The sequence below is a fragment of the Rhodanobacter sp. 7MK24 genome (assembly GCF_014842995.1).
Lineage (GTDB): Bacteria > Pseudomonadota > Gammaproteobacteria > Xanthomonadales > Rhodanobacteraceae > Rhodanobacter_A.
In genome coordinates this window covers 1-12,479 of sequence record NZ_JACYXL010000005.1, presented here as the reverse complement: position 1 = coordinate 12,479, position 12,479 = coordinate 1, and the positions used below count along the sequence as shown (strand labels likewise).

The following is a 12,479-nucleotide window of genomic DNA, read 5'->3' as shown; positions in this document are numbered from 1 at the left end:
GTCCAGGGGAGGAGGCATCCACGTCCGTGCTGGATATCCGCCGCGAATACGGCACCGGTTAGCTGTCCCGCCAACGGAATCGGGCTCACCTCAATCCCTGCCCAGCCTTGCGGTGTCAGACACCAGGATAAGGGGGAAGCGCAGTGCGAGTCCCGGGTTCATTTCTGAAGACACCGGCCCTTTTCATCATCTCGGGAATCGCCATCACGCTCGCCACCACGAGTGTGATGGCCTTGTCGCTTTATCAGATGCGACGGGACGCGATGTCACAAGCACGCGATGCCACCGGGAACCTGGCCAGTTCTCTGGAGAAAGAAACCGAGCGCAACCTCGACATCTTCAGACTTGCCATGCGCGAAGTGGAGACCTGCATCGAGACGCCTGCGCTCGACGGTCTCCCTCCGGATGTCCGGCAACTCGCGGCGTTCGGCACGATCAGGGACGCCAAGCAACTCGGCACGCTGTTCGCGACCGATGCGGCCGGCAACTTCATTCTCGACTCACGCTCGCCTGTGCCGCGGAAATTGAATGTAGGCGACCGGGACTATTTTCAGGTCCAGCAACAGAACAAGGACGTTGGCCTCTATCTGAGCAAGCCTTTCATCTCGAGGTCCAGGGATTCCAGGCAGCCGACCATTGCGCTGAGCCTCCGGCTCGACAAGGAAGATGGGCAGTTCGCCGGCATTGTCGCCGGCACGCTTCGCCTCAATTACTTCCATGAAATGTTCAAGGACGCGATCCTTGGCGAGCACGGCACCATCACGCTGTTGCGCACCGACGGCACGGTCCTGATGCGTCAGCCGTACCATCCAGGCGACGTAGGCAGCACGCTGGCAGGGGGCCACTCGTTTCCGCCACTGGTCCAGTCAGCTCAGGGGAGCTACGTCGATATCGCCGTGCTCGACCACGTGGAACGGTTGTACAGCTTCAAGCACATCGGCAAATACCCGCTGATCGTCGTGGTCGGCTTCGCGACCGAGGACATCTACGCTGGGTGGCACAGACGTGCCATCACCATCGGCGCCGTCACGGTGGTGATCGACGTGCTTTCCATCTGGTTGTCGCTGATGTTCGCCAGCCTGCTGCATCGAAGGCTTGGAATGGAACGCCAACTGCAGCAACTGGCCAGGTTTGATTCGTTGACGGGCCTGCCCAACCGGATACAGCTGCAACGGGAGGCAAGCCGCGTACTCGCGCACGCGAAACAGAATGCCTCGAATTTCGCCACGCTGTTCATCGACCTGGACCGTTTCAAGCGCGTGAACGACACCCAAGGTCACGCCGTCGGCGATGAAGTGCTGCGCAAGATCGCGGAGCGCCTTCGCGAACATTTCCATACCGGGGATTCGATCAGTCGCCTCGGTGGCGACGAATTCCTGGCCTTTCTGCAGGACTGCGACGTGCTGAAGGCCATGCATGCCGCCGGACGCATCCTGCAGACGATCCGCCAGCCCGTTGTCCTCGATTCGGAACAGGACACCAGCATCACGATCAGTGCCAGCATCGGCATCGCGATGTATCCGTACGACGGGCAGAACACCGATGTCCTGCTGCGCAACGCGGACCTCGCGATGTACCAGGCCAAAAGCAGCGGCCGCAACAGGATCCATTTCTATGCGCCGGAATACGAGCGCAAGGCGAGGGAACACCTCGACCTGGAGATCGCCCTGCAACATGACCTCAAGGCACAGGCGCTCAGCGTTGCCTACCAGCCCAAGGTCGACGCGATGGGCATTCTGTACGGAGCGGAAGCCCTGGTCCGCTGGCGCAACGACAAGATGGATTTCGTTCCGCCGGATTATTTCATCCCCATCGCGGAAGAGAGCGGACTGATTGCGGAGCTGGACGCCTGGGTGCTTGGCGAGGCCTGCCGCCAGCTTGCCGCGTGGCGGGCAGGGGGTTTGGAGGTGCCAAGCATCTCGGTGAACGTATGCGCCATGGATCTCAAACGGCAGGGCTATCCTGACTTTGTCGCCCGGACGCTGGAAGCTCACGGCCTTGCTCCGGGGGACCTCATCCTGGAGATGACCGAACGCGTGATGTTCGACGAGGCAACCGACGATATCCGGACATCCATCGACGAAATCCACGCGATGGGTGTCATGCTCGCCATCGACGACTTCGGCACGGGCTATTCGTCGCTGAACTACCTGCACCGGTTTCCCATCAAGGAGCTCAAGATCGACAAGAGCTTCGTCCAAGGCATCGGTGACAACGCCAAGTCCGAATCCCTCGCGCAAACCATCATCAACATCGGCAAGACCTTGAAACTGACGGTCGTTGCCGAAGGCATAGAGACGCAAGCACAAAGAGATTTTTTGCGCCGACACAATTGTGACCTGTACCAGGGTTACCTGTTTTCACCGCCACTGTCGCCGGACGACTTCGCGCTCTGGGCAACAGGGCAGAGCGGACTCATCCGTCCAGACGAATGACGTGCCCAATGACGCTGCAGAGTGGCGCAGGTTGTGGATACGGAGTGTCCAGTCGAGAGTCAGAGAGGGTGCTTACAAGGGTTTGCACTGGCAGCACCACGCCTTGCGGTACGGCACGGCATCGCAGGCTCAGTGGCTTGGCCACGCACCGCGTTCCGCTGCGCTCAGCTCCAATACGACGGATTTCCCTTCCGTGGCTGACATCATCGCCGCTTCGATCACCGCCATCACGGTAATGGCCTGCCGTGGCGGGACCGGGTTGGGGCCGCGCCCTTGTACCGCGTCACGGAAAGCGGCGTAGTAACGGCTCTGGTCGCCACGGGGCGGGGCAAGCGGCTCGGCGCGGCCGTTGCCGTCGTACAGCAGCAGGTTGTCCGTGTCCTCGCCCCAGCCTGCATCACCCGGCCGCATGCCAGCGAGCAACTGCGTCTCCTGCGGATCGATCTTCTGCTTCACCACGCTGCCTTGCGTGCCGTGCACGATGAAACGGGGGCTGCCACCGGCCACCAGCATGCTGGCATGCAGGATCACCCGTCGTTGGTCGTACTCGAGGACCACATGCGCCCAATCAATGGCTTCGCCACCATCCCGCTGCATGGCGAGGCTGGCCTGGACACGGTCAGGCACGCCAAACAGGCACAACGCCTGATCCACCAGGTGTGGTCCCAGGTCATACCAGAGCCCACTGCCTGCGACCGCCTGTTCGCGCCAGCGCGCACGCACCTGCGGGCGAAAGCGGTCGATACGCGATTCAAAATGCGTGACCTTGCCCAGCCGGCCGGACTCCATCAACTGTTGCACGCCGAGGAAACCGGTATCCCAGCGACGATTCTGGAATACCGACAGCACGCGCCGTTCGCGTTCCGCGATGGCAACGAGTTCGCGCGCCTGAGCCAGATCGAGCGCAAAGGGCTTGTCGACCACCACATGCTTGCCGGCTTCCAGTGCGGCGTGCGCCAGCGGCACATGCGTGTCGTTGGGCGACGCGATCACGACCAGATCCAGCCGCGGGTCGACGAAGGCAGCCGCCGCATCGGCGACGACATCGACGTAAGGCAAGTCCGCATGGACCTTGCCGGCATCGCGCGAGACCACCGTATCCAGTACCAAACCAGGGACACTACAGATCAGCGGTGCGTGGAAAGTCTTGCCGGCGAAACCGTAACCGACCAAGGCCACACGCAGCGGAGCGGTGGAGTCATGCATAGCGGGTCCGGAAACGGAGGGGTGCCGCGATGATAGGCCACGCGTGCCAGTGGACCTGCTGGCAGATGAGCCTCTGGTGGTAGTTTCATTATTTTACATAATATACATTATGCGAAATCAAAGATGGCCCGCCCAAGCCAGCCAAGCGTCGCAGCCGACACCACTGTTCTCCGCAGAGAAACCTCTACTTCCGCGGCGGTTAACCTCTGCAAATGGCGCAGATGAAGTTCTGCACCGGGGAATGCAGCGCAGACAAACCTCTAACTGGAGAATGCAGCGCAGTGAAACCTATTGTTGCACGCCCTGATGTGTCCCCAGCCAACGCGCTAACTCTCCACAATTGGTGAGGATAACTGTCCTCATGTTGCAACCGCTGCGCTCATAGATGGTCAGTGTACAAAGCGATTTCGACGGAATCGTCCGCATTTCCCTTTTCGATTATCGTGAAGCGTAAAAGCGGAGGCTATTTACGCATCTGGTTCCGACTCAAATTCGACGACGAGGGGCAAGCGGTCGACTACGAGTTATGTCTAGCACCTAACGTGCTGACTAGTCGGCCGCCAGACGAGGAGGCTTGGAAAACCCTTGCTCTTCCGAAGATCCCAGGAATAGAGCTAGTGGATCAGCCGAGCCGGGCGCAGTACAGGGCGCTCCACCTCTCCATCTGTCGAGCCGTGTCGCCAATCTTCTGAAGAGGAGATAGGGTTAGTGCACTCAAACCACTGGTTCTTTGCACTCGTTTGGTTGCCAGTCGTCAGGGGTGATATCGCCTGCTGCGCGGTACAGCGGACGCCGGTAGCTGTCGAACAGGAACCGCATACGGGAGGCGTCTCGACCGACGAATAGCCATAGGAATTTCCGGTCGAATTGAAATTTGGATCGGAACGGATAGGTGGGCCCATCCTGCGTGTCGTCGCCGAAGGCGTCGAACCCAAGCAAGATCAGCAGTGATTGCACCACATGGTCACCACTATCGGCCGCTTCGCTTTGCCAGCCGTCGAGTCGCGCCGTAACGGCGTCCAATCGCTCGGCAGGCGCCGGCCGCAAGTCGATGACCTCCGCCGGAATCGCCTGTACGGCTGCAGCTCGCGTCATCGCGACGACAATCGCCTGCTCCGCCCCGTCCGAGGGACAGATTAAGCGCGCCGGCGTCCCTAACAAGGGCGTCAGACGATGGATGAAGCCTCCGGCGAGCCGCGCTGCGATTGCCTCAAGCGTGGGTGTCGCGGCAGCCATACGGTACCCCTCACGGTCGCTCATGATCGTGGATGATCCTCACGTCTGTTACTTGGCCTTGGCGGTCTTCGGAGACCTGGCCGATCGCGGAGCTCGCTTAGCCTTCGGGCGGGCGCTGGCATTGGCCAGCGACGTTTCGAGCGCCGCGACGTGCCCCGAGAGACGCGCGACCTCCTTCTCGGCGTTTCGCGACTGTTCCTGTAGCGCCTCGCAGCGCACCTCCAGGGCCTGCACCGCATCACGATAGCTCCGTTCGGCCGCTTCGAGGCGCTGCTGCCATTGTTTGGTCTCTTGCCGGGCGCGGTCGATTTCCTGATGGGCTCGATCCTCGACGGCACGGACGTGCGCCATGGTGCGCTCCCGTTCCTGCTCTGCGGCGGCGAGGCGGGCGGCTTTATCGGCTTGGAGGGCCTCGAACTCACTGGTTACCCGATCGACCAGTGCCTGCAACCGATCCCGCTGCTGGATCAAATCCTCCCGAAGAGCGTGGCTATCGCGGAGCTGGCTGTCCAGATTGGCGCAGGCGTGTTCCGCCAGCTCCTGCCGTGTTCGTGCTTGGGCGATGGCCGTCTCGGCCTCCGCGAGCGTCGCCGCCCAGCGCGTCCGTTCCTCGGCGAGACGGGCCTCGTTCGTCGCGAGCGTGGCCCGATCCGTGGCCATCCGGCTCTGGAGGAGGCGGTCAGCGTGCTCGACGGCCAGTTGCCAGAGTGCGGTCATCGCCTGCCCCGCCTCCGGTGGGAGCTCCGGGAGCTGCAGGACGTTCTGCAGGCGCTCCGCCAACCCATTGCGCCACGTGTCCAGCATGCGCGTGATCGTGTTCGGCGAGCCGGTGCCCAAGGCCGAGCGCACTTTTTCCACGGTCGGTTTGTCGCCGGCGGCGACCAGCGTGTCCGCGGCCGCGTTGACCTGGTCCTGGGTGATGCCTGTGCGCATGGAATGGTCTCCTCGATCGGCGCCCTGCCCGCTTGGCTTTGTACTCGCGATAAGTGATGATTATCGTGGCTATACACCCTATTTCGTAATGTATATTACATATTATGAATGATAATTCCACTATCCCTGTCCTTGCCCAACCTGCCTCCGCTTTGGCGCTGCCGATCCAGCTGGCCGAGCAAGCCGCCCATGCCGTGCACGAACTGCTTGCCGAAGCGGCTGCCGCGAACACCACACGGAGCTACGCCAGCGCCTTGCGTTACTGGGCGGGATGGCACGCGGCGCGCTATGGCATTGACATGACGCTGCCGGTGGCGGAAGCCACGGTGCTGCAGTTCGTCGTCGATCATGTGGCGCGGCGCTCGGCCGAACGTGAATTAGCGTGGGAATTGCCACCCGCTGTCGACCAGGCGTTGGTTGCTGCAGGACTGAAAGCCAAGCTGGGTCCGTGGACACTGGCCACGGTTCGCCACCGGGTGGCTGTGCTGTCGACAGCCCATCGCCTCAAACATGCAACCAATCCGTGTGAACAGCCGGCCATCCGTACCGTCCTAAGCCGCGCTGCACGCGCGGCGGTCAAGCGCGGTGAGCGGCCGCACAAGAAAACGGCCGTTACGTTGGCGGAGCTGGAGGCGATGCTCGCTACCTGCGATGACACGCTCGAAGGGGTGCGTGACCGCGCCCTGCTCTGCTTCGGCTTTGCGAGCGGCGGCCGCCGGCGCAGCGAGATCGCTGCCGCGGATCTGCGTGACTTGCGTCGCATCGGCCCACAGGGCTACATCTATCGGCTGGAGCACAGTAAAACTCAACAGGCCGGCGTGACCGCCTCCTCCACACCGGACAAACCCATTCTCGAGCGCGCCGCTCACGCGCTTGAGGCGTGGCTGGCCGCCAGCGAGATTTCCGAAGGGGCGATCTTTCGGCGGCTGTGGAAACACAAAGTCGGTCCGGCTTTGTCCCCGGCTGCTGTGGGCGAGATCGTGCAACGGCGGGCGCGTCTTGCGGCGCTAGAGGGGGACTTCGGTGGACACAGCCTGCGTTCGGGGTTTGTGACCGAGGCAAGTCGCCAAGGGGTGTCGCTGCCGGCGATCATGGCGATGACCGAGCACCGCGCCGTATCCAGCGTGATCGGGTATTTTCAGTCTGGACAGGCGGATGAGAATCCAGCGGCACGACTGCTTGAGGACTGACTAATCCGTCTGAACATCACCAAGAGCCATCAAGTTCTGTACGTAACTGACTAACTTCCGTCATTTCAGTGTCCAATGCCCTCGTGGCGTAAAGGAACGTGCAAAACCTATGCAGTTCATCAAGGACGGTCCTGACATTCCCGAGGCCCTTTTGCTCGCGCATGAAGAGGGGCGCGTTATTTTCTTCTGCGGCGCTGGTATCTCATATCCCGCAGGGCTCCCGGACTTTAAAGGGTTAGTTGAAAAGCTATATAAAGAGCTCAATACAGAATTTCTTCCTATCGAACGGGAGGCGTTCGGTAAATATCAATACGACGCAGCTCTGGATCTACTTGAGCGACGATACCCTGGTCGCAGGCATGCAGTTAGAACTGCTCTCATGAGGGTTCTGAAACCAAACCTTCGACTCAAGCGCGCAACTGATACTCACAAAGCGTTGCTTGAGCTAGCACACGATCGACACAATGCTGTACGCCTAGTGACAACGAATTTCGATCGCATCTTCCTTCGTTTGATGGGCAAATCAGCGCCCAAGGTGCCACTTTATCCCGCACCATTTCTTCCAATCCCCAAGAACAGTCGTTGGAATGGAGTTGTCTATTTACATGGCTTGCTACCGGAGACGTCTGAGGAAAGCCAATTAAATCGCCTGGTGCTATCAAGCGGGGACTTTGGTCTCGCATATCTTACTGAGCGATGGGCATCGCGATTTGTTAGCGAGCTATTCCGAAACTACATCGTTTGCTTTGTGGGTTACAGCATCAACGATCCCGTGCTTCGTTACATGATGGATGCTTTAGCTGCCGACAGGATGCTTGGCGAAGTCACGCCACAGGCTTTTGCTTTCGGCGACACGAAGCCAGGAGAACAAGCCGAGAAGCGAATCGAGTGGGAGGCCAAGGGCGTAACGCCAATTCTGTATGAGGTGGCACCAGACGACAAGAAGCATTTGATTCTGCATCAAACTCTGAAAGCTTGGTCAGAAACGTATCGTGACGGAATACGAGGTAAGCAACAAATTGTTGCGCAGTATGCAATGGCTCGTCCGCTATCTAGTACGAAGCAAGACGATTTTGTAGGGCGCCTAATATGGGCATTAAGTGACAACAAAGGCCTTCCCGCAAAGCATTTCGCAGAACTTAATCCGGTACCTTCACTCGAGTGGCTGGAGCCATTTTGCGACGAGCGATATCGCCACTCTGATTTGGAACGCTTCGGTGTCGTTCCCAAACAACAATTAGATGAGAAGCTTGCATTTAGCCTCATCAGCAGACCATCGCCATATACACATGCTCCGTGGATGAGCCTGGTTGTGAGTTTTAGGAGGGATGGCGTTTGGGATGACGTAATGCTCCACCTCGCGCGGTGGCTGTCACGCCACTTGAATGACCCCGCCCTTTTGTGGTGGTTCGTTAAGCGCGGCGCACACCTTCATAGTCACTTGAAAGCAATTCTGGAGCATCAACTCGATCACATCTCTAAGCTGGAAACCGGGGGTAATAGTACCGAGCTCGAAAACATAAGATCAAATGCAGCAAATGCAATCCCAAGTAAAGAAATGCGTACTTTGTGGCGACTTGTTCTCTCTGACCGAGTGAGGGCACAACAAAACGAACCTGATTTCTATCGATGGAAAAATCTTTTTTTACGTGACGGTGCAACTTCCAGCGTGCGTTACGAATTGCGTACGCTTTTGTCGCCAAAGCTTTTACTGCGTGAACCATTTAGATGGAGGGGAGAATCGACCGTAGAAGAAGCATCAAGGAAGCTGAAAGATTTCATCGGATGGGACGTCGTGCTATCTGCAAACTATGCCGATCTCGTCACGAAAGAATTGGCGCAATTGCCGGCTTGGCAAGAAGTGCTCCCGGATTTCATTGATGACTTTAAGATCGCACTGCGCGACGCACTCGATCTGATGCAGGAACTTGGGGAAGCCGATAAACAGAGTAGCCGCAGTCATTGGGACTTACCATCCATCAGCCCCCATTGGCAAAATCGTGGCTTCCGTGATTGGGTTGTACCTATTGAGCTTCTAAGAGATGCGTGGCTGGCAATTGCGGCGACGAATCCAATTAGGGCCGCAGGAATTGCACATGATTGGTGGTTACAGCCGTATCCAGCGTTTAAGCGGCTCGCTCTTTTCGCGTCGACACAGTGTAAAGAGTACCTAGCTAACACATGGGTTGACTGGTTGTTAAGCGACAACAGTTGGTGGCTATGGTCAGTCGAAACGCAGCGCGAAACAATGCGGGCTCTTGTGCTTCTTGCAGCAAACTTGCCTTCAGCCGAGTTAGCTCGAGTGGAATCGTCCATTTTGGCTGGGCCGCCCCGTGACATGTTTAGGAGCGATCTGCAATCGCAAGAATGGCAAGCGCTTTTGGAGCACACCATATGGCTACATCTGGCGAAACTCATTTCTGGCGGTGTGGAGTTAGGGCAAACAGCATCCGAGCGTTTTCAAGAAATTAGTTCCATCCACCCAACGTGGAAGTTGGAAGATGATAGGGACGAATTCTCGCATTGGATGAGCGGAACCGGGGACCCAGACTTCAAGTCTCCGTTTGTTTTGGAAAGAGCACCACGCCGACGTCGCGAGCTTATGACATGGCTCATGAGCCCTCGCCCTGAGGGGCCTTTTAATCGGTCGGACTGGGGCGATATTTGTCGCGAGAACTTCCCCCTGGCAGCCTGCGCCCTGGGCGCCCTCGGAAAAGAAGACAGTTGGCCTACTGATTATTGGCGAGATGCGTTGCAGGTGTGGAGTGCTGAGATCTTCTTGCGCCGATCCTGGCGTTACTTAGCGAGGGTGTTGCAAAAGGTTCCTGACGAGGTATTGCTTGGAATTTCTGGCGAATTCACCTGGTGGCTTGAGGCACAATCGAAAGTTTTTCTGGGTCAAGACGAAATATTTTTCAGTCTAAATCGACAAGTCCTTTCATTGAATTACCCTGATATGCCTCCTGAAGAGGAAGTAATGACTTATGCAATAAACCATCCTGTTGGCCGTGTCACGCAGGCACTTTTAAATTGCTGGTTCCGCGACACACTTGAGGATGGCCAAGGCCTTTCGGCGTCACTAAAGGGAATTTTTTCAAGCTTGTGTGATATCACGATCAAGCAATATCTAAGCGCCAGGGTACTTCTGGCCTCGAATGTCGTCGCACTCTTCCGCGTAGATCAAGCGTGGACTGAGCAGTATCTGCTACCTAACTTTTCTTGGGAAAGCTCCAAAGTTGAAGCAGCAGCCGCATGGGAGGGATTTCTCTGGTCACCAAGGCTCTATAGACCACTTTTAGCCAAATTCAAGTCAGAATTTCTCGACACCGCCAACCATTACGCGGAACTGGGCGAGCGGGGCCGGCAATACGCCAACATTCTCACTTATGCCGCGTTCGATTCTGCTGATACGTTCACCTATTCCGAGCTTCAGAGCGCCACTGAAAAGTTGCCTCCAGAAGGTTTGATACAAGCAGCACGGGCGCTTGTCGGCGCGCTAAGTGGCGCGGGAGAGCAGCGCGAGATCTTTTGGGCAAACAGAATTAAGCCATATTGGCAGGGAGTCTGGCCGAAATCTGTTGCCTATGAGTCCCCCGCCATTGCTGATCAATTGGCACAGCTTGCAATTACAGCAGGGAATGCCTTCCCCGACGTTCTAAGTGTGGTTCAGGCGTGGCTAAAACCTTTAGATCATCCCGATCACGTTGTTCTGCTTCTGAGTCAATCGAATTTATGCGATCAGTATCCGCGCGATGCTCTAATTTTGTTGCATGCGATAATTGAGGAGAAGCAATGGGCTCCGATGAATTTGCAGAGTTGTCTGTCTGCCATCGGTAACGCTTGGCCAAGCGCTAATACTGATTTCCGCTATCGATCTCTGTTGGAATATCTCGAGCGTCGCAAAATACAGTGATATGAATGAACTCAATTTCACGTGCACTTAAAGGCGAGAAGGAGTCAATATGATTCAGTTCATTGCCGAGGCACAGGGGCTTTGGTATGAAGGGAGCGAATCGTGGCTGCGACGAATCCAGGGCAATCCCATGATTCTTCCTCTTTCCGTAGCTGAAGGAGCGCCCGGTCAAGAATTATTGTTTCACGAAGACTATTTCAATTCAGCGACGCGAATTCGACGTGGCCGAGTATTCCAAAGAGACCTACGTAATGGTTGGGATGCGAATTGCGTAGCGCGTTTCCCCAACCGAGAATTGAGCAACCCCGCGAATGTCTTCAATGTGAATCGCGCTTACAAGACTGCGGACACTCAAATTCCACCGGGAACGGAAATCGAGCTTGGGGAGAAAGGTAGCGGTTCCCGCTGGATTGTTGTTCTATCGGAACGGATCGGCCTCGAAGGGCACTTTCTCACGCTCAAGTCGAAGACACTGTTCGGTGTGCTTCCCGAGCTAATACTTGAAGGGATACCAGAGTCCAATAGGCATGATGTCGTGAGTTCGCTCAATGTCGTGGTTGAGGCAGCATCGGTGCAAGCCTCTCAGTCCGTGATCGATGCCTGCCGGAATGCCGCCTCCCATGTAATCAGCGCCATGTATCCCGCTTCAATCCAGAGCGGTAAGAACGATCTTGGCAAGTTAGTGAAGTATCTAGGCACCGAAAAAAAGGATGCACTTGCCGATGCGGGTGATCTGATCAATAAGCTGCATAGTCGCGCTAAAGCCAATGCTGCCGCCAGTCATGGCACCCGACCTGTCTCCCGCCTTGATGCAGAGCTGGCGATCAGTGCGCTTGCCTTTTTACTTCAAGACGCCGGGTGGGCTGTCAATGAGTAACCGATGTGAATACGACGTCGCTTAATTCCCTCCTCCGTGGTACGCCCCCGATGGTTGAAGCAACCGCTGTCAGCACGCGCCAAGGAAGATGCTCGCCTGATGGTGCACATCGAAGAGTCTTACCTTGCGTCAGGCGGTGTGTACGGCAGCCGCAACGTGCATTGTGACTTGACCGAGGTCGGTGAACACATCAGTCGCAAGCGTGTGGAGCGATTGATGCGCAAACATGGTCTTCGTTCCGTACGTTCTCCGCTTCGTCGTCGTTACAAGGGCGGCAAGCCGGCAGTCGTCGCGCCCAGTCGGCTGCAACGCCAGTTCAACGTGGCGCATCCTGATCGAGCATGGGTCACCGACATCACGTACCTACGAACGGCCGAAGGTTGGCTGTATCTGGCCGTGGTCATCGACTTGTATTCGCGCGCAGTCATCGGTTGGTCGATGAAATCGAGCCTGGCGCGCGAGTTGGCCATGGATGCGTTGTTGATGGCGATTTGGCGGCGACGTCCCGAAGCCGGCGTGGTGATTCACTCCGATCAGGGCGTGCAATACCGACGTCCCCCCGCTTTGAGTAGCGGGTCGGTTTAGAGTCCGGAGTTACTTTAACTGCTTCGCGTAGGCGGCCGGTGTCAGCCCGCCCAACGCCTTCTTCGGTCGCTCCTCGTTGTACTCCCGGCGCCAGCGTTCGATCT

8 protein-coding genes and 1 pseudogene are annotated in these 12,479 nt (G+C 57.5%); 5 read left to right on the top strand and 4 right to left on the bottom strand.

Annotation, left to right across the window (positions count from 1 at the left end; genetic code table 11):
- Nucleotides 1-143: 143 nt before the first annotated feature.
- Nucleotides 144-2,435 (top strand): EAL domain-containing protein, encoded by a 2,292-nt coding sequence (locus IHE49_RS18660; protein WP_192157531.1) that lies wholly within the window; start codon nucleotides 144-146, stop codon nucleotides 2,433-2,435.
- Nucleotides 2,436-2,564: 129 nt separating this feature from the next.
- On the opposite strand, the gene IHE49_RS10250 is transcribed toward IHE49_RS18660, so the two are convergent.
- The 3 genes from IHE49_RS10250 to IHE49_RS10240 form a co-directional block, all read right to left on the bottom strand.
- Nucleotides 2,565-3,641 (bottom strand): oxidoreductase, encoded by a 1,077-nt coding sequence (locus IHE49_RS10250; RefSeq protein ID WP_192157529.1) that lies wholly within the window; start codon nucleotides 3,639-3,641, stop codon nucleotides 2,565-2,567.
- Between the two features lie 714 nt (nucleotides 3,642-4,355).
- On the bottom strand, nucleotides 4,356-4,901 hold the full coding sequence (locus tag IHE49_RS10245) for a hypothetical protein (protein WP_192157527.1): 546 nt from the start codon (nucleotides 4,899-4,901) through the stop codon (nucleotides 4,356-4,358).
- Nucleotides 4,902-4,925: 24 nt separating this feature from the next.
- Complete coding sequence (locus tag IHE49_RS10240; RefSeq protein WP_192157525.1) at nucleotides 4,926-5,810, bottom strand: DNA-binding protein; 885 nt, start codon at nucleotides 5,808-5,810, stop codon at nucleotides 4,926-4,928.
- Between the two features lie 104 nt (nucleotides 5,811-5,914).
- On the opposite strand from IHE49_RS10240, the gene IHE49_RS10235 reads away from it, so the two are divergent.
- The 4 genes and pseudogenes from IHE49_RS10235 to IHE49_RS10220 form a co-directional block, all read left to right on the top strand.
- Entirely contained in the window at nucleotides 5,915-7,000 is a 1,086-nt protein-coding gene (locus IHE49_RS10235; RefSeq protein ID WP_192157523.1) for a site-specific integrase, read from the top strand.
- Between the two features lie 109 nt (nucleotides 7,001-7,109).
- Nucleotides 7,110-10,913: an anti-phage defense-associated sirtuin Dsr1 gene (dsr1, locus tag IHE49_RS10230; protein ID WP_192157521.1), complete on the top strand. Its 3,804-nt coding sequence runs from the start codon at nucleotides 7,110-7,112 to the stop codon at nucleotides 10,911-10,913.
- Between the two features lie 49 nt (nucleotides 10,914-10,962).
- Nucleotides 10,963-11,790, top strand: coding sequence for a hypothetical protein (locus IHE49_RS10225; RefSeq protein WP_192157519.1), 828 nt, complete (start codon nucleotides 10,963-10,965; stop codon nucleotides 11,788-11,790).
- 51 nt (nucleotides 11,791-11,841) lie between these two features.
- Nucleotides 11,842-12,339: pseudogene (locus IHE49_RS10220) on the top strand (IS3 family transposase); the annotation flags it as partial.
- Between the two features lie 45 nt (nucleotides 12,340-12,384).
- Here IHE49_RS10220 and IHE49_RS10215 read toward each other — a convergent pair.
- Nucleotides 12,385-12,479, bottom strand: a 95-nt coding sequence (locus IHE49_RS10215; RefSeq protein WP_192157515.1) for an integrase core domain-containing protein, incomplete at its 5' end; no start/stop codon positions are given.